This window comes from Amycolatopsis sp. NPDC114503 (assembly GCF_055633655.1).
Genome location: NZ_JBVKDT010000018.1, coordinates 40,857 through 61,708 on the forward strand (window position 1 = coordinate 40,857; position 20,852 = coordinate 61,708).

Annotated in this window: 18 protein-coding genes; 10 read left to right on the forward strand and 8 right to left on the reverse strand. The window is 70.0% G+C overall.

The annotated features are described in order from the left end of the window. Window positions 1–32 precede the first annotated feature (32 nt). The 5 genes from ACZ7OI_RS44545 to ACZ7OI_RS44565 all read right to left on the reverse strand — a co-directional run bounded on the left by ACZ7OI_RS44545 (window position 33) and on the right by ACZ7OI_RS44565 (window position 4,988). On the reverse strand, window positions 33–2,162 hold the full coding sequence (locus ACZ7OI_RS44545; RefSeq protein WP_470270142.1) for a transglycosylase domain-containing protein: 2,130 nt from the start codon (window positions 2,160–2,162) through the stop codon (window positions 33–35). Window positions 2,163–2,207: 45 nt separating this feature from the next. Then, window positions 2,208–3,029, reverse strand: coding sequence for an ABC transporter permease (locus ACZ7OI_RS44550; protein ID WP_470270143.1), 822 nt, complete (start codon window positions 3,027–3,029; stop codon window positions 2,208–2,210). Beyond that, a complete protein-coding gene (locus tag ACZ7OI_RS44555) occupies window positions 2,989–3,786 on the reverse strand; it encodes an ABC transporter ATP-binding protein (protein ID WP_470270144.1) in 798 nt (265 codons plus the stop codon). Before ACZ7OI_RS44555 ends, ACZ7OI_RS44550 begins: the two co-directional genes overlap by 41 nt. 43 nt (window positions 3,787–3,829) lie before the next feature. Next, the gene (locus ACZ7OI_RS44560; protein ID WP_470270145.1) at window positions 3,830–4,282 is read right to left on the reverse strand and encodes a MarR family winged helix-turn-helix transcriptional regulator; all 453 of its coding nucleotides are present in this window, start codon (window positions 4,280–4,282) and stop codon (window positions 3,830–3,832) included. A 70-nt stretch (window positions 4,283–4,352) separates the two neighbouring features. Further along, a complete protein-coding gene (locus tag ACZ7OI_RS44565; protein ID WP_470270146.1) occupies window positions 4,353–4,988 on the reverse strand; it encodes a LysE/ArgO family amino acid transporter in 636 nt (211 codons plus the stop codon). Between the two features lie 40 nt (window positions 4,989–5,028). On the opposite strand from ACZ7OI_RS44565, the gene ACZ7OI_RS44570 reads away from it, so the two are divergent. Together ACZ7OI_RS44570 and ACZ7OI_RS44575 are read left to right on the forward strand one after the other, a co-directional pair. Next, the gene (locus ACZ7OI_RS44570; protein ID WP_470270147.1) at window positions 5,029–5,913 is read left to right on the forward strand and encodes a LysR family transcriptional regulator ArgP; all 885 of its coding nucleotides are present in this window, start codon (window positions 5,029–5,031) and stop codon (window positions 5,911–5,913) included. Window positions 5,914–5,986: 73 nt separating this feature from the next. Next, window positions 5,987–10,147 carry a tetratricopeptide repeat protein gene (locus ACZ7OI_RS44575; RefSeq protein ID WP_470270148.1) on the forward strand — a complete coding sequence of 1,387 codons (4,161 nt, stop codon included), beginning with the start codon at window positions 5,987–5,989 and terminating at the stop codon, window positions 10,145–10,147. Window position 10,148: 1 nt separating this feature from the next. On the opposite strand, the gene ACZ7OI_RS44580 is transcribed toward ACZ7OI_RS44575, so the two are convergent. After that, the gene (locus tag ACZ7OI_RS44580) at window positions 10,149–12,221 is read right to left on the reverse strand and encodes an AMP-binding protein (RefSeq protein ID WP_470270149.1); all 2,073 of its coding nucleotides are present in this window, start codon (window positions 12,219–12,221) and stop codon (window positions 10,149–10,151) included. Window positions 12,222–12,420: 199 nt separating this feature from the next. On the opposite strand from ACZ7OI_RS44580, the gene ACZ7OI_RS44585 reads away from it, so the two are divergent. The 5 genes from ACZ7OI_RS44585 (at window position 12,421) to ACZ7OI_RS44605 (ending at window position 16,629) form a co-directional block, all read left to right on the forward strand. Further along, a complete protein-coding gene (locus ACZ7OI_RS44585; RefSeq protein ID WP_470270150.1) occupies window positions 12,421–12,915 on the forward strand; it encodes a universal stress protein in 495 nt (164 codons plus the stop codon). Continuing rightward, complete coding sequence (locus ACZ7OI_RS44590) at window positions 12,912–13,676, forward strand: putative protein N(5)-glutamine methyltransferase (protein ID WP_470270151.1); 765 nt, start codon at window positions 12,912–12,914, stop codon at window positions 13,674–13,676. The genes ACZ7OI_RS44585 and ACZ7OI_RS44590 overlap by 4 nt, the downstream gene beginning before the upstream one ends. Before the next feature lie 66 nt (window positions 13,677–13,742). Then, window positions 13,743–14,900 (forward strand): glycogen synthase, encoded by a 1,158-nt coding sequence (gene glgA, locus ACZ7OI_RS44595; protein WP_470270152.1) that lies wholly within the window; start codon window positions 13,743–13,745, stop codon window positions 14,898–14,900. Next, the gene (gene glgC / locus ACZ7OI_RS44600) at window positions 14,897–16,114 is read left to right on the forward strand and encodes a glucose-1-phosphate adenylyltransferase (RefSeq protein WP_470270153.1); all 1,218 of its coding nucleotides are present in this window, start codon (window positions 14,897–14,899) and stop codon (window positions 16,112–16,114) included. Before glgA ends, glgC begins: the two co-directional genes overlap by 4 nt. Window positions 16,115–16,260: 146 nt before the next feature. Further along, window positions 16,261–16,629, forward strand: coding sequence for a DUF5684 domain-containing protein (locus tag ACZ7OI_RS44605; protein ID WP_470270154.1), 369 nt, complete (start codon window positions 16,261–16,263; stop codon window positions 16,627–16,629). Window positions 16,630–16,639: 10 nt separating this feature from the next. On the opposite strand, the gene ACZ7OI_RS44610 is transcribed toward ACZ7OI_RS44605, so the two are convergent. Next, window positions 16,640–17,839: a glycosyltransferase gene (locus ACZ7OI_RS44610; RefSeq protein WP_470270155.1), complete on the reverse strand. Its 1,200-nt coding sequence runs from the start codon at window positions 17,837–17,839 to the stop codon at window positions 16,640–16,642. A 126-nt stretch (window positions 17,840–17,965) separates the two neighbouring features. On the opposite strand from ACZ7OI_RS44610, the gene ACZ7OI_RS44615 reads away from it, so the two are divergent. Beyond that, the gene (locus ACZ7OI_RS44615) at window positions 17,966–18,730 is read left to right on the forward strand and encodes an SGNH/GDSL hydrolase family protein (RefSeq protein ID WP_470270156.1); all 765 of its coding nucleotides are present in this window, start codon (window positions 17,966–17,968) and stop codon (window positions 18,728–18,730) included. 50 nt (window positions 18,731–18,780) lie between these two features. On the opposite strand, the gene ACZ7OI_RS44620 is transcribed toward ACZ7OI_RS44615, so the two are convergent. After that, entirely contained in the window at window positions 18,781–19,041 is a 261-nt protein-coding gene (locus ACZ7OI_RS44620; protein ID WP_470270157.1) for a hypothetical protein, read from the reverse strand. 182 nt (window positions 19,042–19,223) lie between these two features. On the opposite strand from ACZ7OI_RS44620, the gene ACZ7OI_RS44625 reads away from it, so the two are divergent. Next, a complete protein-coding gene (locus ACZ7OI_RS44625; RefSeq protein WP_470270158.1) occupies window positions 19,224–19,949 on the forward strand; it encodes a GntR family transcriptional regulator in 726 nt (241 codons plus the stop codon). A gap of 145 nt (window positions 19,950–20,094) precedes the next feature. Next, window positions 20,095–20,820, forward strand: coding sequence for a sulfite exporter TauE/SafE family protein (locus ACZ7OI_RS44630; protein ID WP_470270159.1), 726 nt, complete (start codon window positions 20,095–20,097; stop codon window positions 20,818–20,820). Window positions 20,821–20,852: the final 32 nt, after the last annotated feature.

Below are 20,852 nucleotides of genomic sequence, written 5' to 3' on the forward strand. Positions count from 1 at the left end.
CCGTGAGGGAACCCCTCAAGACACACGGCAGCTCAGGCGTGGGCGTCCAGATAGGCGGGATCCGGCGGCGGGATCGGGACGTCCGGCTGTCCGGCCAGGAGCTGGTTCATCGCGGCGAAGTACGGCGGCGCGGCGACCGTGCCGCCGAACGCGCCGTGGCCGCAGTCGCCCAGGTGGACCGGGGTGCCGGGGCAGATTTCCTGGGGGTGGGGGCCGTCGGCGAAGACCATGGACGACACGGCGTAGCGGTCGACTCCGCCGACGAACGCGACGGATTCGCTTTCCTGCGTGGTGCCGGTCTTGCCGATGTCCGGGTGGGTCCAGCCCGCCGACTGGGCCGCGCGGGCGGACGTGCCGACGGTCGTGTCCTGGCTCAGCCCCGCCTCCAGCGTGTTCGCGACGCCGGGCGGGATCACCTGTTCGCAGGCCTGCTGGTGCAGCGAAACCGGCTGGCCGTGGCGGTCGGTCACGGACAGGATCGGGTTCGGCGGGCACCACATCCCGCCGCTCATCAGGGTGGCGGAGACGTTCGCCATCTCCAAGGGGCTCACCGGGCTGTTGCCCAGCGTGAACGACAGCAGGTTCTGGAAGTACTGCGACTGCGGTTCGTTGTATTGCGGGTTCTTCGACCGCGCGTCGGACGGGTCGGTGATCGGCTTGCTGCCCGCGTCGTTGGTCGCCATGGTGTTGCGCAGGCCCAGTTTCCGCGCCATGTCCAGCACCGCGGGCATGCCCACTTGCGCCTCCAGCCCGACGAAGGCGACGTTCGGCGACGTCGCCAGTCCGGTGGCCAGCGAGATCGGGTTCGGGTAGCTCGTGCCGTCGTTGCTCACCGGATAGCAGTGCGTGTACCGGTTCATGTTGGGCGGGTTGAAGCAGTCGCTGAACGGGTTCGGCAGCGGCGTGTTCAGGCCCGCTTTCCCGGTGACCATCGCCGCGGCCGAGGTGAAGATCTTGAACGACGAGCCCGCGCCGAACTTGTTGCTCGCGTCGGCGACGATGTTCGTGGACGTCTCGCCCTGGTCGGGATCGGTGCCGTAGTTGCGGTTCGCGACCATCGCGAGGACCTGGTGCCCGTCGCTGCCCGGTTGCACGCTCGCGAAGGTGTTCGCGACGCCGTCCTGCGCGGTCGGCACGTTCGCGTTCACCGCGTCCTTCGTCACCTGGCTCACGTGCGGGTCCATTGTGGTCTTCACGGTGTACCCGCCGGTGTCGATCTGGTCGGCGGTGAGCCCGGACTGGACGAGGTAGCGCACCGCGTACGCGCAGAAGAATCCGGCGTCCGGGGCGGCGCCGAGGCACGTGCTCGACGGAGCCTGCGGCCGCGAACCGCTGAGGCCCAGCGGAGTCGCCTTCGCTGTCGCGCCGTAGGACGCCGGGATCGAGCGCGCGGACACCATCGAATCGATCACCAGATTGCGCCGTTGGAGCGCCTTGTCCGGATGCGTGTACGGGTTGTAGACGTTGGGGTTGTTCACCATCCCGGCCAGCAACGCGGCCTGCGGCACGGTCAGTTTGTCCGCTGTCGTCCCGAAATACGCCTGCGCGGCGGCTCCGACCCCGTAGACCGTGCCGGTGTATTCGACCACGTTCAGGTAGTCGGCCAGGATGTCGTCTTTCGACACGGTCTGGCTCAGCTGCACGGCCATCTTCGCCTCGCGCAGCTTGCGCGCCAGCGAATCCTCCTGATCCCGTTGCTGCGCCGCCTTGTTGTTGCGGTCCACGACGTTCACGAGGTAGTTCTTCACGTACTGCTGCGTGAGCGTGGACGCGCCCTGCAGGTTTCCGCCGGAGCTGTTGTGCACCGCGGCGCGCAGCATGCCCTGCGGGTCGACGCCGCCCTCGCTGTAGAATCGGCGGTCCTCGATGTCGACGATCGCGGCTTTCATCGCGGGGGAGATCTGCGCCGGGGTGACCGGAATGCGGTACTGCGCGTACAAAGTCGCGATCGTCCCGCCGTTGCGGTCGGTGACCGTGGTGACGAGCGGCGGCTCCGCGTGCACGAGATCGGCGGAAATGGAGTCGACGGAATCGCTCACCTGGTTCGACAGCACGCCGGCTCCGATGGCGACCGGGGCCAGCGCGCCCGCGACGAGAATTCCGGCCAGCACGCACAATCCGAGGAACGGGGCTATCCCCCTGCGACGAGACACGGTTCCCACGTTATGCCTGTCCGGGTGAGAAACCGGTGTGCGGACGAGGGTGTTTCATCGAGCCAGCCTTCCGAGCAGAGCCGAAGCGACCGCGATCGCCGATGCGGTCGCACCTGCTAAGACGCCGAAGTCCGCCCAGAGGTTCGCAGGGGTGCCGATCAAGAGCCCCCGCAAGGCATCGACTTGATAACTCAGCGGGTTCGCGTGGCTCAGCACCTTGAGCCAGGACGGCATCAGGTTCACCGGATAGAGCGCGTTGGACCCGAAAAACAGCGGCATCGTGATCGCCTGGCCGATGCCCATCAGCCGTTCGCGCGAAAGCACCAAACCGGCGATAACGATGGAAAGACAGCAGAAAAAGGCCGAACCGAGCACAACGGCCACCGCGGTGCCGAGCAGCCGCAACGGATTCGCGGTCAGCCCGACCCCGAGCAGCGCGGCGAGAATCACCACGATGAACGCCTGGACGAGCGCGCGCACCCCGGCGGCGAACGCCTTGCCCGCCACCAGTGCCGCGCGCGGCGTGGGCGTGACGAGCAGCTTCGCGAGGACGCCCGCGTCGCGCTCCCAGATGATCTGGATGCCGTAGAAGATGGAGATGAACAACGCGGACTGGGCCAGGATGCCGGGCGCGAGATAGTCGAGATACGGCACCGATCCGGTCGGGATCGCGCGCAGCCGCGTGAACGTTTCGCCGAAGATGAGCAGCCACAGCGCGGGCTGGATCGCCCGGGTGAGCAGTTCGGTCTGGTCGCGGCGGAGTTTCTGCAGTTCCACCAGGCACATCGCGCCGATCCGGGAGAACAGCACGCGCAGCTGTCCCAGCGGGCCGGGGTCAGCCGAGACGGCGGGCGGTGCGGCGAGCGGCACGGACATCGCGGATCCCTCCTGCGTCGAGCGCGTTCCCGGTGACGGTCCGGAAGACGTCGTCCAAAGTGGACTCCGGGCCGAGTCCGGCTTCGAGGTCGGCCGGGGCGCCGAGCGCGCGGATCTTGCCGCTGTGCATCAGCGCGACGCGGTCGCAGTACTGCTCGGCTTCGTCCATGTAATGAGTGGTGACGAGCACGGTCATCCCGGTTTTGGCGCGGATCTCGGTGATCCGCTCCCAGACCGCCGAACGCGCCACCGGGTCGAGGCCGATGGTCGGCTCGTCGAGGATCAGCAGCCGGGGCGAGCTGACCAGCGCCTGCGCCAGCTCCAGCCGTCGGATCATGCCGCCGGAATAGCGGCCGGCCGGGCGGTCCGCGTCGTTCTCCAGTCCGACCAGTTCGAGCGCCTCGCGCACCTGAACGGCGCGTTGCGGGCGCGGCACGTCGAAGAGCCGGGCGAACAGCGACACGTTCTCGCGGCCGGTGAGCGCGCCGTCGGCGGAAAGCTGTTGCGGGACATAGCCGATCAGCCTGCGGACGGCCATCCGGCGGCGGGCGACGTCGAGTCCGAAGACGCTGATGCGGTCCGGGGAGACGGGCAGAAGCGTGGTGATCATCCGGATCGTGGTGGTTTTCCCGGCTCCGTTCGGGCCGAGGAGACCGAAGACTTCGCCTGCCTCGATGGAGAGATCCACGCCGTCGACCGCGACGGTGGCGCCGAAGGCGTGCCGCAATCCGGTGCAGCGGACTGCCGGTTCGATCATGCTGTCGCCTCCTTGAGGAGCTTCACGCCGGAGCAAGCTGCGCTCATGTGTCCTCCTTGAGCACCTCGGTGAGCCGTTCGAGAGCGGGCAGCGCGGCGACGATCGCCGCGGTGTCCTCTTCGGACAGTTGAGCGAGCGCCTCGGAAACGAGCCCGATGCGGGCGCGCCGCCAGGCCGCCATCCGGTCCCGGGCCGCGTCGGTGAGCTGCAACCGCGCGGCCCGGCGGTCGGCCGGGTCGACTTCGCGGCGCAGCAGGCCGGCGTCGGTGAGCACGTTCACGAGCGTGCTCACCGAATTCCCGGCGAGGCTCAGTTCCCGGGCCGCCGCCGCGACGCCGATGCCCGGGTTCCGGTGCACCACGCGCAGCAGTTCCACCTGGGAGCCGGGCAGATGCGGGCCGGGCAGTTCGGTGCGCACGCGGCGGCGCACGACCCGGCGTACGCCCAGTACCGCGGTGAGAACGCGTTCGGCGAGGTCGATCCGGGGAGCGGGCATGCCGCCAAGTTAGCTCTGACTCAGAGTCATTAGCAACACTAAATGTCCCGTTCGCCGGAAGCCTGCTGATTCATCCCCGGCGCAGGAGAAGGGCGACGCCCAGCGCGATCATCGTCGCCGCGATCACGCCGTCCAGGATCCGCCAGGCCGCCGGCCGGGCGAACACATCGGACAGCCGTCGCGCGCCGAGGCCGAGGGCGCTGAACCAGACCGCGCTCGCGACCACCGCGCCGATGCCGAACAACCAGCGGCTGTCGCCGTGTCCGGCCGCGACGGAGCCGACGAGGAGAACGGTGTCGAGGTAGACGTGCGGGTTGAGCCAGGTGAGTGCGAGACAGGTGAGGAGCGTGCGTTTCGGCGAGGTCAGGTCTGTGGGGGAGACGGTCAGCGTGCCCGGCCGGAAGGCGCGGCGTGCGGCGAGGATTCCGTACCCCACAAGGAAGAGCCCTCCGACGATCGCGATCACTCTGATCCCCGACGGCCACTGCTGCAGCACTGCCCCGATCCCGCTCACCCCGGCGGCGATGAGGACCGCGTCGGACAGCGTGCACACGAGGATCACCGGCACGACCAGGCCGCCGCGCAGCCCTTGGCGGAGCACAAAGGCGTTCTGCGCGCCGATGGCGACGATGAGGGACATGCCGGTGCCGAATCCGGCGCTGAGCGCAGCGATCACCCTGCCGACGTTAAGAGCCGGAGCGACCATTATTCCAGGTAAAGATTCTGAACTAAGATAAGCGATCGTGATGTCCGATCTTCCGCTCGACCAGGTCCGCACCTTGCTCGCGGTGGTGGACGAGCAGTCGTTCGACCGCGCCGCCGCGGTGCTGCACGTGACGCCGCCCGCGGTGAGCCAGCGGGTGAAGGCGCTGGAACAGCGGATCGGCCGGGTGCTCGTGCTGCGATCGAAACCCGTGCGGCTCACCGAATCCGGCGAGGTGCTGGTGCGGTTCGCGCGGCAGCTGACCCGGCTCGAGGCGGACACCCGCGCGGAGCTCGGCCTCGGCGGTCCCGGCGCGCCGACGACGCTGCCGATCGCGGTCAACGCGGACTCGCTGGCCACCTGGTTCCTGCCCGCGCTCGAAGAGGTGCCCGCCGAGCCGCCGGTCTCGTTCGACCTGCGCAGCGACGATCAGGACCACACCGCCGCCCTGCTGCGCGAGGGGCTGGTGATGGCCGCGATCACCGCGACGCCACAGCCAGTGCAGGGCTGCACGGTCAGCCGTCTCGGCACGATGCGGTACCGAGCGGTGGCGTCGGCGGAGTTCGCGCGGCGCTGGCTGGACGGCGGTTCGCTGGCGGAACGGCTGCCCGCCGCGCCCGCCGTGCTGTTCGATCGGAAAGACGATCTGCAGGACCGCTTTCTGCGCCGCTTGACCCGGCGCAAGCTGCCGGGCCGGGTCCGGCACTACGTCCCGGCGTCGGTGTCCTTTGTGGACGCGGTGGCGGCCGGGCTGGGGTGGGGGATGGTGCCGGACCTGCAGCTGTCCGGGCGGGAACTGGTCGATCTCGCGCCGGACCGGGCAGTGGACGTGGCGTTGTACTGGCAGCAGTGGAAGCTCGACTCGCCGCCGCTGGCCGCGGTGGCGGAGGCGGTGGGAAGGGCGGCCGGGCGCGCGCTGGGACCGTGACCGCGGATCGGCAGACAGAACCCGTCCGGACCGGGCATGCTGTGCGCGGGCTTCTCGAAGGAAAGGGACTCCAGTGACGGAAGCGGCCACCGCCGAGGCGATCGACCGGCTGAGCGACGACTGGAAGCTGGCCGAGGCCGAGGAGCTGGGCCGCCAGGCGGTGCGGGACTTCCCGGACGACCCGGCGCGGTGGATCGCGCTGGGGAAGGTGCAGCTGACCCAGTACCGCCTCGAAGACGCCCTGGAGTCCTTCGCGCACGCGGTGAACTGCCCGGATTCCCCGGCACTGGCGGCGGCGTGGCTGGTGGCGGGGTTGAGCCAGCTCCGCCGGTTCGAGGAGGCGCACGCAGCGGCCGAAGCGGGGCTGATCCGGTTCCCGGACGACCCGGAGATCCTGCACGCCCAAGCGCGGGTGCACTGCGATCAAGAGGACTGGGCGGACGCGCTGCCGATCTTCGAAAAGGCCCTGGCGGTCGATCCCGGGCGCGTGGACGTGGCGCGCTGGCGGGTGTTGGCGCTGGCTTCGCTGAAGCGTTACGCGGAAGCGGAGGAGGCCGGCCGGCAGGCGATCGAGCGGCACCCGGACGAACCGGATCCGCTGACGACGATGGGCCGGATAGCGGACCAGCGGGACCGCGACGAGGAGGCGCTGGCCTGGTACGAACGCGCGCTGGCGGTCGATCCGCGGAACGAGTGGGCGTTGCGGTGCAGGGTGAGCACCCTCTGGTACCTGGACCGGGCCGAGGAAGCGGAGGACGCGGCCAAAGCGGCGATGGAACTGCATCCCCGCGAGCCGCGGCTCCTGGTCGAGATGGGCTGGGTGGCCGACTACCGGGAGCGCGACGACGAGGCGCTGACCTGGTTCGAGCGGGCGCTGGAGATCGCGCCCCAGCTCGGCACGGCGCTTCGGTGGCGGGTGCGGAAGCTGCGGCTGCTGGAGCGGTTCGGCGAAGCCGAGCCGGCTCTGCGGGAGGCGCTCGACCTTCGGCCGGACGATGCCGGCCTTCTGCTGGAGGGCGGCGCGCTGGCCGAGGACCAGTCCCGCCTCGACGAGGCACTGGACTGGGTCGGCCGCGCCCTCGCGGTCGAACCGCGGGACAAGCTCGCGTTGCTGGCGAAGGTGAACCTGCTGCGGAAACAGCGGAAGCTCGCCGAGGCGGAGGTCGCCGCGCGGGAGGCGGTCGACCGGCATCCGGACGACGTGGACTGCTTGCTGAGAGCGGGCGAGGTGGCCGAGGACCGGTTCCGCTTCGAGGAAGCGCTGAACTGGGCCGAGCGGGCGTTCGCCGTCGATCCGGAGGACCTGAGCACGCTGGAGAACCGGGTGTTCGCGCTTCGCGGGCTGCGGCGGTTCGAAGCGGCCGAGGAGGTCGCTCGGGAGGCGGTCGGACAGCATCCGGACGACCCCGCTCGCTGGGTGGTCGCCGGATGGGTCGCCGGGGATCTGCTCCGGCACGAGGAGGCCCTCGAGTGCTACGACCGGGCTCTGGGGCTGGAGCCCTCGCATTTGCCCGCGCTGCGGTCGAAAATCGACACGCTGCGCGAGCTGTGCCGCTATTCCGACGCCGAAGCGACGGCGGAGGACGCGGCCGCGCGCTACCCGGAGAACGCGAGCCTGCTGGTGCAACGGGGCTGGATCGACGGTGACCAGCACGAATACGAGAAGGCGCTGGAGTGGTTCCAGCGGGCCGCCGGTCTCGACCCGCGGTTTTCCTGGGCTTGGCGGTCGCAGATGTCGGTGCTGATTTCGCTGCGCCGGCACGTCGAGGCCGAGGCAGTCTTCGAGGAAGCGGTCCAGCAGTGCCCGGACGAACCGGAACTGCTGCTGCAGCGAGCCTGGCTGGCGACCGACCGGTCCCGGTTCGAGGAAGCGCTTTCGTGGTGCGACCGAGTGCTGGAGTTCGACCCGGCGCACGCTCGGGCGCTCGGGGAGCGCGTGGCTTCGCTGCGTCAGCTGCGGCGGTTCGAGGAGGCCGAGGCAGCGGCGGAAGAGGCGATCAAGCAGCGCCCGGACGAACCGGACCTCCTGGTGCAGCTGGGCTGGGTGCGGTACGACGAGTCCCGGTTCGAGGAGGCGCTGGATTCGTTCCGCCGGGCGCTCGAGCTCGACCCGGCGCATTCCTGGGCATTGCTGGCCCTGTCGGTGGGGTATTTCCGGCTGCGCCGGTTCGACGAGGCGAAGGCCAGCGCGCGGGCGATCCTCGACCGGCAGCCGGGCAACATCACCGGCTTGATGCAGATGGCGGCGCTCTGCCGGGGCGGCGACAGCGCCGAGGAAGCCATCCAGTGGTACGACCGGGTGCTGGCGGTCGACCCGAAGCACGCCGGTGCGCTCGAATGGCGGGTGACCGCGTTGCGCCGGCTGCGCCGGTTCGGCGAAGCCCGGGCGGCGGTCAAGGAAGCGATCGCGCTCTGTCCGAATACCCCTGAACTGCTTGTGGAGCGCGCCTTGCTGCTGGGCGACGAGGGGCATTTCGAGGAGGCGCTGGAAAGCATCCGGCAAGCCCTCGACCTGGATCCGCTCCACGCGCTGGCGCTGGAGTGGCGGGTGGTCGCGCTGCGCCGGACGAGGCGGTTCGAGGAGGCCGAAGCAGCGGCGAAGGAGGCGATCGAGCGGCGTCCGGACGAGCCGGATCTGCTGGCGGAGCTGGCCCTGCTGCACGACGAGCAGCTGAAGTACGAGGAGAGCCTCGCCTGGTTCGACCGGGCGCTGCGGATCGATCCGCTGCTCGTGGACGCGATCACCGGGCGGTCCGCCGCGCTGCGCTCGCTGCGCCGGTTCGACGAGGCCGAGCGGGCTGTCGCCGAGGTGCTGGAACGGATGCCGTGGAACCGGTCGCTGCGCGAGGAACTCGTCTGGATCTACCACGACAGCCGTCGGCTGGACGAGGCCGACCAGCAGCTCGCGCTGTTGCGGGCCGATGCCCGGAATTCCGGCGAGGAAGCCGAAACCGCGGCGCAGTCGGGGTGGATCCGGTTCGCCGCGGGGGATTATCCGGCCGCTGAGGAACGGTTCCGTACCGCCTGCGAGAAGGAGCCGGACAGCGCTGATCACCAGTTCGGTCTCGCCTGGTGCCTGGTCCGGCAGGCTACGCCGCAGCGTCGCGACGAAGCCGAGAAGCTGTGTTTTTCCGTGCTGGAGAAGGACAAGCGATATCACGCCGCGCACACTTGCCTCGGGGTGCTGAATTACCAGCGGCGGCAGTTCGCTCAGGCGGAACAGCATTTCCGCCGCGCGGTCGAACTGGATCGCCATCACGCCAGCTACGTCGATCTCGGCGCGCTTTACTCGCAGCTCGGCCGGTTCGACGAGGCGGAAGCCCACCTCGACGCGGCGCTGGAACGCGATTGGTACGACGCCCAGGCGCACGTCGAACTCGGATATCTCCATCTGCAGCGGGAAATCGACGATCCGGCGGGCAAATCCGGCGCCGGCGCCGCGCGGCATTTCCGGCAGGCGCGGCAGATCGATCCGGCGAACGGAAGCGCGAGTCTCGGGCTCGCGGTCGCGCTCATGCGGTCAGCGGGCGATTTCGTCGAGGGCGAAGACGTCCTGCAGCAAGCGTTGCGCCGCAACGACTGTGACCTGCCGCGGTGGCAGTTGCTGGTGGCAGTGGCCAAATTGCTCATCGAACGCGGCGACGCCACCCAAGGACGGCAGTTTCACGCCGACGCGCTCGCTCGCGCGCAGGAGGCGATTTCCCTTGCCTCGAACGAAGCCGAGCCCTACTTCGTCGCCGCTGTCGCGCGGTACAAACTGGCTGAGTCCGCCGGGGATTTCCCGGCGAAGCCGATGCAGCGGCGCAAGGCGATCCGCGATCTGCGCCGGTGCGTGAAACTCGATCCGGGGAACGTCGAGGCGCAGCGCAGCCTGCAGATCATGGAGGAAAGCCTGCGGATCACCCGGAGCAGCACGGCGGGCAGCGTCGTCGTGGTGGTCGTCGGGATCGCCGCGCTGATCGCGTTGTGGGTCGCGTTCTTCCTGTCCGACAAGATCACCGGCGTCATGCTGACGACGCTCACGCCGGTGCTCGTCGGGCTCATGGTGGTGGGATTGGTGCTGCCGTTCCTGATCAGGCTGAAGCTGCCCGGCGGGGTCGAGGCGGATCTGAGCGCGAGCATCCGGCAGATCTCGTCCGGCCCGACCGGCGAGGAGACGTTCGGGCCGGGCCGGTTCAGCGTCACCGCCGCCGCGTCGAGCCCGGGGCCGCAGGGGCAGTTGGCCAGGTTCTGATTTATCCCTGCGTGATGGGCCAGAGGTCGTCGTTGAGAAGCCGCTTCACGATCTTTCCGGTGGCGTTGCGGGGAAGTTCGGGCACGAAGTAGACGTCGCGCGGCACAGCGAACCGGGCGAGTTTCTGGTGGATGTAGTGCCGGACGTCCTCGGCGTGCATGCGCGCGCCGTGGCGGAGGACGACGTAGGCGGCGAGGCGCTGGCCGAACTCGTCGTCCGGTACGCCGACCACGGCCGCGTCGGAAACGCCCGGCAGCGCGGCCAATGCTTCCTCGACCGGGCGCGGGAACACGTTCTCGCCGCCGGACACGATCATCTCGTCGGCCCGGCCGGTCACGAACAGCCGCCCGGACGCGTCCTGGTAGCCGACGTCCCCGGTGGCCATCAGGTCGTGGGCGCGCGGGACGCTGGAACCGTTGGTGTAGCCGTCGAACAGCATGTCGTTGCCGACGAAGATCTGGCCCTCGTCGCCGGGCGGGACGGGGCGGCGGTCCTCGTCCAGGATCGCCACCTGGGTGCCGGGCGGGCAGCGGCCGGCGGACGTCGGCGCGGCGCGCAGGTCCGCCGGGTCGGCGATGCTCGCCCAGGAAACCTCGGTGGAGCCGTAGAAGTTGTAGAGGACGTCGCCGAAGGTGTCCATGAACGACGTCACGAACGCGCCCGGCATCGCCGATCCGCTGCTCGCCACGATCCGCAGCGACGACAGGTCGTACCGGTTGCGCACGCGTTCGGGCAGGTCGAGGATCCGCTGCAGCATGATCGGCACCGCGAACAGCGCGTCGCAGCGGTGTTCGGCGATCGTGCGCAGCGTGTGCTCCGCGTCGAACCGGCGGATCAGCGACAGCTCCGCCCGCAGCGCCATGCCGAGCTGCATCGCGGCCAGTCCCCAGCTGTGGAACAGCGGGGCGGCCACGGCGATCTTGTCCCTTGCCCGCAACGGGATTCGCGACAAAACGGTCGCCGACGTGCTCACGCCCTTCGGCGTCGGACGGCGCGCGCCCTTCGGGGCCCCGGTGGTGCCCGAGGTCAGCACGACGATCCGGCCTTCGCGTTCGCTCGGCTTCGGCCGCGTCGTGGGGGCGTCCTGGAGCAGCTCGTCCAGCGTGCGGTAGCCCTGATCGGCGTCGTCCCACGTGCTCACGCGCGGGAATTCGCCGGGCACTGACGCGATGATCGGCGCGAACTCGTCGTCGGCCAGCACCGCGGCGGGCGGGTGCTGCGTGAGCACTTCTTCGACGGCGGCGGGGGAGAGGCCGGTGTTGAGCAGGACGACGTCGACGCCGAGCTTGCTGCATCCGACGAACGCCTCGACCATCGCCGCGTGGTTGCGGCACATCAGCGCGACCCGCGAACCGGCCTCGACGTCGAGCGCGGCCAGCGCGTTGGCCAGCTGGTTGCTGCGTTCGTCTATCTCGCCGAACGTGCGCGTGTTGCGCTCGTCGTGCACCGCGATGTCGTCCGCGCCGCGGGCGGTCGCGGCGAGGTACCCGCCGGCCAGTGTCGCGCCCCAGCGAGCGAACGAACTGAGCTGCTTGACCATTTTGTCCGGCCGTCCCGCGGCCAGCACGCCCGCGCGGACCAGCGTGTTCGCCGTGCGCAGGGCGGTCGCCGGCTCGTGCTCGGGCGGGTCGCCCGGCAGTCCGGACAGCTGTTGCCCGATCCGCTTCGACAGCTGCTTGAGCAGGCCTTTCACCGTGCCGCGGGCGAGCAGGCCGGAGTGTTCCGGCGGCAGCGACGGGAGCATCATCCGCAGCACTATCTCGGTGCCGCCGCGCGGGACCGGGCGCAGTTCGACCGACACCCAGGTCCGCTCGTCCGGGAGGCCGCACCAGACGACGTGCTCGCCCGGCCGGTACACCGCCGCGTGGATGGTGCCCTCGGCCACGGTTTCCCGGTCCGGGGCCAGCCGGATCAGGCAGTGCGGGCCGCGGCCGCGTTCGGCGGGCACGGTGACCTCGCACCAGCTGATCGCCGGGACGAACCTCGGGTAGAGCTCGGGCGTGCCGACGATCTGCCACACCTGTTCGGGCGAGTGCCCGACCACCGCACTCGCCTCGACTACATCGTCTCGCATCGCGATCCGCCTCGCCGCCGCACGCGTGTGGGCTCCCCGGTCCTTCCCGGACGCGTGTTCAGGTTGCGGGGACGCTACCAGGCAAGAGAGGCCTGGGGTACTCCGAAAGACCGGAAATCCAACCAGGTGGGAATTTTCTTGCGGGGTTTTCCCCGCCGGCGACAGGCGCGATCGGGCGGGTTCCGGCGCCCCGGACATAATGGGCCGGGTGGAGCAATTGGTCGAGGAATACGGACCCAGCTGGGACCCGGGCCCGTACGAACGGGGCACCGACGGACCGCGCGTGATCCTGGTCGGAGCGGACACGTCGCCGACCGGGCTGCGGGCGACGTCCTACGGCGGCGGCCTCGCCCGGAGGCAGCGCGCGCGGCTGGTCGTGGTGTACGTGGCCGCGCCGACGGTGTGGACCGGCCTCGCCGCGTCCGCGGTGGTCGACGTGCAGCAGCAGACCTTCGAGGAGGAGATCGAGCTGCTGCGCGCGGAACTGCGCGACCGGGCGGCCGACCTGCAGGTGCCGGTCACGTTCGTGGTCCGCCGCGGCGAGACGTTCCCCGAACTGCGCCAGGCCGCGCAGGAGGCGAACGCGGACATGGTCGTGGTCGGCGCGTCCGAACAGGGCGGGCACCGGCTCGTCGGCTCGGTCGGCAACCGGCTGGTGCGCGCCGCGACCTGGCCGGTCGTCGTCGTTCCGTGAGCGATCTCGCGGACTTTGAGGACACCGTCGCGCGCCTGCGTGCCGCCGGATGCGTGTTCGCCGAGGACGAGGCGCGGCTCCTGCTGGGCCAATCGGGCGACCTGGCCGCGATGGTCGAGCGAAGGGTCGCCGGGGAACCGCTGGAGTACATCCTCGGCTGGGCGGAGTTCGCCGGACGCCGGTTCGTCGTCGCGCCGGGCGTTTTCGTGCCCCGGCACCGCACCGAACTGCTCGTGCGGCTGGCCGTCGGGTTCGCGCGGAAACAGTCGGTGGTGCTCGATCTGTGCTGCGGCTCCGGTGCGCTGGGCGCAACGGTCGCGGCCGAGCTGCCCGGGATCGAACTGCACGCGGCGGACGTCGAGCCCGCCGCGGTCGACTGCGCTCGGCAGAACGTGCCTGGTGAGGTCTACGAAGGCGATCTCTACGCCCCGCTTCCGCAGCGGTTGCGCGGCCGGGTGGACGTGCTGATCGCGAACGTCCCGTATGTCCCCACCGACGACGTCGCGCTCATGCCGCCCGAGGCGCGCGACCACGAACCCCGCGTCGCGCTCGACGGGGGCGCGGACGGTCTCGACGTGCTCCGTCGCGTCGTCGCCGAGGCTCCGGCGTGGCTCGCGCCGGGCGGGCACGTGCTTTTCGAAGCCAGCGAACGCCAATCGGCCGCCGCTGTCGCCGGGGTGCGCCGGGCAGGGCTGGCCGCGGCCGTCGAAGAGGATGACGAACTCGGCGCAACGGTCGTGGTGGGACTGCGCGAACACTGAACGGCAAACCGGATTCGCCCGCTTTCCGTACTGCGTGGGCCCGGTGGGGCCGTCTAGGGTCGACGCATGAAGGTCGGCCTGCTCACCCGGGAGTACCCGCCGGACGTCTACGGGGGAGCGGGGGTGCACGTCGAGTTCCTCGCGCGGGAACTGCGGTCGCTGGTCGACCTTGACGTGCACTGCTGGGGCCCCGACCGTCCGGACGGCGCGCACGGGCACCGCGACGCGCACGGTTACGCCCAGCCCGCGTTCGCCACGATGGACATCGCGGTCTCGATGGCCGACGCGCTCGCCGGCCACGATCTCGCGCACAGTCATACCTGGTACGCGAATCTCGGCGGTCATCTGGCGAAGCTCGCGCACGGCATTCCGCACGTCATCACCGCGCATTCGCTCGAACCGCTGAGGCCGTGGAAGGCCGAGCAGCTCGGCGGCGGCTACCGCGTGTCGTCGTGGATCGAGCGCGACGCTTACGAAGCGGCGGACGCGATCATCGCGGTCAGCTCCGGCATGCGACGCGACGTGCTCGCCGCGTACCCGAACGTCGATCCGGCGCGGGTGCACGTGGTGCGCAACGGCATCGACACCGAGCTGTACCAACCCGATCCCGGCACTGATGTGCTGGAGAAGCACGGCATCGATCCGAACCGGCCGTATGCGCTGTTCGTCGGACGGATCACGCGGCAAAAAGGCGTGCCGCATCTCGTGCGCGCCGGGGCCGCTTTGGACGAAGACGTGCAGCTGATCCTGTGCGCGGGCGGCGCGGACACGCCGGAGCTGGACGCCGAATTCCGCGGGCTTGTTGCGGAGCTGCAGGAAAAACGGTCCGGCGTGCACTGGATCCCGGAAATGCTGCCGCGCGCCGAAGTCGTCCAGTTGCTGACGCACGCGCTGGTGTTCGTGTGCCCGTCGGTTTACGAGCCGCTCGGCATCGTGAACCTGGAGGCGATGGCGTGCGGCACCGCGGTGGTGGCCAGCGACGTCGGCGGCATTCCGGAGGTGGTCGCCGACGGCGAGACCGGGGTGCTGGTGCATTACGACGAGACCGAGCCCGGCGCTTTCGAGGCCGGGCTCGCGCGCGGGATCAACGACCTTGCCGCCGACCGGGACCGCGCCACCCGGCTGGGCCTCGCCGGGCGGGACCGCGCGGTGGGAGAGTTCGGCTGGGCAGCGATCGCCGCCGCGACGGTCGGGGTTTACGAGGCGTGCGGGAGGGTTTCGTGATCGACGGATCCGATGTGCTGGGGATCGTCCTCGCCGGGGGCGAGGGCAAACGGCTGATGCCGCTGACCACCGACCGCGCGAAGCCCGCGGTCCCGTTCGGCGGCGTGCACCGGCTGATCGACTTCGTGCTGTCCAATCTGGTGCACGGCGGGATCCGCCGGATCTGCGTGCTGACGCAGTACAAATCGCATTCGCTGGACCGGCACATCTCGACGACGTGGCGGCTGTCGGCGCTGACCGGCGAGTACGTCACGCCGGTGCCCGCGCAGCAGCGGCTCGGCCCGCGCTGGTTCCAGGGCAGCGCGGACGCCATCCACCAGAGCCTGAACCTCGTGCACGACGAATCGCCCGCGTACATCGCGGTGTTCGGCGCGGACAACATCTACCGGATGGACCCGCGGCAGATGATCGACGCGCACATCGCGTCCGGCGCGGGCGTGACGGTCGCCGGAATCCGCGTGCCGCGCGCGGAGGCCCGTTCGTTCGGCGTGATCAGCACCGAGGACGGGACGAAGATCGACGCGTTCCTGGAGAAGCCCGAGGATCCGCCCGGCCTGCCGGATTCGCCGGACGAATCGTATGTGTCGATGGGCAATTACGTCTTCACGACGCAGGTGATGCTCGACGCGCTGCACGCGGACGCCAAGAACCCGGCGTCCAAACACGACATGGGCCGCGACATCATCCCGGCGCTGGTGGAAAAATCCGAGGCGGCGGTGTACGACTTCAACGGCAATGTGGTGCCCGGCGAAACCGGCCGGGACCACGGCTACTGGCGCGACGTCGGAACGATCGACAGCTATTACGACGCGCACACGGATCTGATTTCGACGCAGCCGATTTTCAACCTGTACAACCGGAAATGGCCGATCCTGGCCCACCCCGGCCAGCGCGCGGCGGCGAAGTTCGTGGAAGGCGGCACGGCGACCCAGTCGATCGTCAGCAACGGCTGCATCATTTCCGGCGCGCAGGTGGTGGATTCCGTGCTGTCGCCGGATGTTTTCGTGGAGAACGGCGCGGTGGTGCAGGGTTCGGTGCTGCTGGACGGCGCGCGAGTCGGCCGCGGCGCGGTGGTGCGGCGGGCGATCTTGGACAAGAACGTGGTTGTCCCGCCGGGCGCGCACATCGGGGTGGATCTGGCACGGGACCGCGGTCATTACCACGTGAGCGATTTCGGGATTGTGGTGCTGGGCAAGGGAGAAACCGCGATCTAGCCGACGGGGTCTCGCTGCCCTGTCGTCCCGATTGCCGGGCACATTCGGTCAATGAATGAAGCGCGGCCCGAGTTCGTTCTGCTGTGTCTGCCCCGCGACGTTAAAGTCGCGCGTCCGGCAGGCACTTCGAAAAGGACTCCCGCACCGTGAACCAAGAGACCTCGTTCAATCCGGCACTCGGCTTCGGTTCGGGCGGGATCGTCGTCACGGTCCTCACCGTCGTCGCGCTGTGGCTGGTGTTCTCCAAGGCGGGATACCCCGGGTGGGCGGCGATCGTCCCGATCTACAACGTCTACGTCTGGCTGAAGGTCGCCGGCCGTTCCGGATGGTGGCTGCTCCTGCTGCTCGTCCCGCTGGTCAACCTGGTGGTCGTCATCGTCGTGTCGCTCGACATCGCCAGGGCGTTCGGCAAGAGCGGCGTCTTCTGGTTCTTCGGCCTGTTCCTGTTCTCGATCATCGGTTACCTGATCCTGGGCTTCGGCCGGGCCCGGTACACCGCGCCCGGTCCCCGGTGACGGATCCGGTTCAGCCCAATGCGGCGACGGCGCGCGCGATGACCTCGGACGGGCTCGCCTGCCCGGCGATCTCCGCGCGCACCTCGGCCGCGGCCGAGGCGAACGAGTCCTCCTCGAGCAGCCGCCGCACCAGTTCCCGGATCGTCTCGGCGTCCACAGCGGCCGGATCGTGGCTCAGCCCGACGCCCCGCTCGACCACCCGCTCCGCCGACATCGGGTTGTCCGCGAAACTGGGCAGCACCAGTTGCGGCACCCCGTAGAACAACGGCGCGGCCGTAGTCCCGGACCCGCCGTGATGCACGATCGCCGAACACCCCGGCAAGAACACCGACAGCGGCAAATACCCCACCGACCGGACGTTCTCCGGAAGCTCGCCCAGCTCGCCCACATCGGCGGTGCCCGCCGCGAGAACGACCTCGACGTCCATCCCGCCGAGCGCGTCCAGCACCACCTTCAGGCTGCTGATCCCCGCCATCGCGGGCACGACCGTGCCCAGCGTGACCGCCACCCGAGGCCGCTCCGGCTTCCGCAGCGCCCACTCCGGCAGCACCGACCCGCCGTTGTAGGGCACGAACTGCATCGGCCACCAAGGCGCGCCGTCGCGTTCGTCGGCGTGCTCCTCGTCCGCGCGCAGGCCGCCCATGCTCGGCGCGCGCGGGTCGATCCGGGCGATGACGTTCGGCGGCGCGTCCCCGAGGCCGAGCTTCTCGCGCATCAGCGCGACGAGTTCGCCGTCCAGGAAGTCGTGGTGCTCGGTGCGCCACGAGAGGTCCCTGGCCGACCACGAGATCCGGTTGCCGACCTCGAGCGCGGGCACGCCAAGGGCCACCGCGGCGAGCGCGCCGGAGGCGTGGTCGGACGGGTAGACGACCAGGTCCGCGCCGAACGCCCGGCCCGCTTCGATCGTGCCCTTGGTCATGGCGGCGGTGAAGAGCCCGAAGGGACCTTCGTGCTGCCGCGCGATCCGGTACTCCTCGGGTTCGTCCGGATCCGGCGCAGTCCCGTCCTTGACGGTGGCCAGCAGATCGGTCCAGATGTCGCGGCCGGGGAAGACGTCGGCGACCGGCAGCCCGGCGCGCGCGGACACCTCGGCGATCTCCGCGGTGGTGGCCAGCAGCACGTCGTGCCCGGCGGCGCGGGCGGCCCAGACGACGGGGATCAGCGGAAGGGTGAGCCCGTACCCGGGCGCGGACGCGAACAGGATCTTCACCTCTCCGAGACTGCCAGAACCGTGACGTTCCCCGCATCCCGGTTTCTGTTTCGCCGCACCGGTAACGCGCGGGGCCGTCGCGGCGACACATCCGCAGATCATCACTTCCGGAAAGGCCCGGTCCCCATGCGAAAAGCCCGTGTCGCGGCGTTGCTGACCCTGGTCGGCCTCGGCATCGCGATGTCCCCCGCGGTCACCGCCGACGCCGGTCAGACCAGCACCTGGTGCACCAAAAAGGAACAGGTGGCGATCCTCGGCACGTCGGCCGACACCGGCTACGGCACCACGGGCTACCAGTCCGCCACGGACACTTACGCGCCGACGACCTACGGCTGGACCACGAAAATCGCCAACGACCTCCGCGCTCAGTGGAACACCACGACGAAGAACTACGCGCACAACGGCGCGATGGCCACCGACTACCTCCCCGGCGGCCGCTGGCCCGACACGACCGGCGCGCTCGCCGACATCACGCAACGCCAGCCCGACCTGGTCCTCGTCGACCTCGGCGGCAACGAACTGATCTCGCAGGCCGACCCGGCGGTGTTCAAGGCGAACCTCGGCAAGGTCATCGACAACATCCGCGCCGCGCGGCCCGGGGTCGACATCCTGCTGTCGATCTACGCCGAGCTGAAGTGGACGCCCAACCAGTGGGGCGGCCAGACGCAGAAGTACTTCTGGTCGCAGTACGCGACCTCGATCTACCAGACGGCGGTCGAGAAGGGCACCGCGCTGGTGGACCTGCGGCAGTACATCCCGCCCGCCGGATCGGCGAATCTGCCCAACCCGAGCCCGTGGCTGGCGGACAACGTGCACCTGAACGACGCGGGGAACCTCGCCGAGTACGGGATGTGGTGGGGGTGGACGTCGAGCCTGGGGAGCATCTGCTGAGCGGTCTGTGAAGGGAACCCTGAGGGAATCAGATTCCGTCAGGGTTCCCCTCACTGACCTGTGGGCATCGCGCGCGGGACGGGACTTCGCGACGGTTTCGCTGCGCCAGTCCTGTACGTCCCGCCGAGGACGAAGCCGAGCGTGGCGTACGCGTCGAGATGCCGCGCGTGGTACGGGTGGTCGGTCACCGTGACGACGTCCAGCCCGGCGCGATCGGCCTCCTGCGCCTCGGCGATCAGCCGCGCGGGATCGCCGTCCCCGACCGCGGTGCCGTTGAACCCGGAATCGAGCCGTACTCCGAAGACCGTCATGATCCCCTCCCCGTTCCGACCTTGCCGGAACTCTCGCGCCGGAACTCTCGCGCCGGTGCTGGCAGCTCGGGAGTGGCGGAACGCGCCGGCGGGGTCGCGGTTGCTGCTGCTCACAGCGTTTCCGCAGGTCAATGTGGGTGGCGTAACCTCGGCGTAATCAAAATCCAGGTAGCGTCGCCGACGTGGTGACTACGCAGCGGAGGGCGGAACGGGCCCGGCAGATGGCCGACGGCCTGCGGCAGCGGATCGTCGCGGGCGAGGTCGGCGAGCTGCTTCCGAGCGAGCGCGCATTGGGCGAGTGGTTCGGCGCTTCGCGGAACGTCGTGCGGGAAGCGCTCGCCTTGCTGCGCGATGAAGGGCTCGTCGAACGTCGGCAGGGCGTCGGGACGCTGGTGGTGCGCCCGAAGTACGGCCACGGCCTCGACCGGTTGGCCGGGTTGGCGGAGGCGCTCGAAGGGCACGGCGAGGTCGTGAACGAGGTGCGCACCGCCGAGACGGTCGTCGCGCCGCCCGCGGTGGCGGACCGTCTCGGCCTGGCTGCGGGGGAGGAGGTCGTGCACCTGGAGCGGGTCCGTCGGCTGGGCGGGGCGCCGCTGTCGCTCGACTCGACGTATTTGGTGGCGGATCTGGGGATTCCGTTGCTGGGGAAGGATTTGGCGCACCGGGATCTCTTCGCGTTGCTGGAGGAGACGAACGGCATCCGGCTGGGGCGGGCGGAGGTGGAGGTGCACGCGGTGTCCGCCGGACCGGATACGGCGGCGTTGCTGGAGATCGCGCCGGGGACGGCGGTTTTCGCGCTGGACCGGTTGACTCGGTTGCCAGACGGGCGGCCGGTGGACGCGGAGTGGCTGCACGTGCGTGCGGATCGGCTGACGTTGCGGGCGACTTTGCAGCGTGGCGCGGGGTGATCCGGCTGGAGCGGCGTTGCCGGCCATCGCGCTCGAGGGCCGGTTTCGCCCCGGAGTGCCGGTGGCGTGGTCATCGTGCGAGTGATCCCACGACAGTGCTCGGCACGATTCCGGTGCGAGCAAACGACTTCCGGAGGTTCCCGAGATGATCGCCGCACTCATCGTCACCGGGTTGCTGGCCGGGATCGGCATCACCGCCGTCGGGCCGGGCGGGGTGCTCGCGACCGTCGGGCTGTTCGTCTTCACCTCGCTCGCCCCGGCGCAGGTCGCGGGGACAGCGATCGTCACGCACGTCGCCACCGGAATCCTCGGCAGCGCCGCGTTCGTCCGTTCCGGACAGTTGCGCGAACCGGAAACCCGGAAAATCGCGGGAGTTCTCGCCGCCGCCGCGGTGGTGGGAACACCGCTCGGCGTACTGCTGAACTCCGGGGTGTCCACAAAGGCCTTCGGAATCGTGCTCGGCGGGTTCGCGCTCGTAGTTGCGGTGTTCGTCGGTTTGAAGGGACGGGAGCGGCCTGTGGGGTTGCCGGTCGCGGGAGCGATCGGGGCGGGAGTCGCGGTGGCGGCGGGACTGGTCGGGGTCGGCGGGCCGATGCTGGCGGTGCCGTTGCTGGTCGTCGCCGGGATGCCGGTGCTGGGGGCGCTCGCGGCGGCGCAGGCGCAGTCGGTGGTGATCGCCGCCGTGGGAACGGCCGGCTACGTCCTGCACGGAGCGGTCGACTGGCGGCTGGCGGCGATCGTCGGGATCCCGGAGCTGGCGGGCGTGCTGATCGGCTGGCGGATCGCGCACGCGTTGCCTGCCAAGACGCTCAAGGCCGCTCTCATCGCGGTGCTGGTCGGGATCGCGCCGTATCTCGCGTTGCACGGCTGAAGCCGGGTGGCTCCGCGAGGAACCACCCGGCT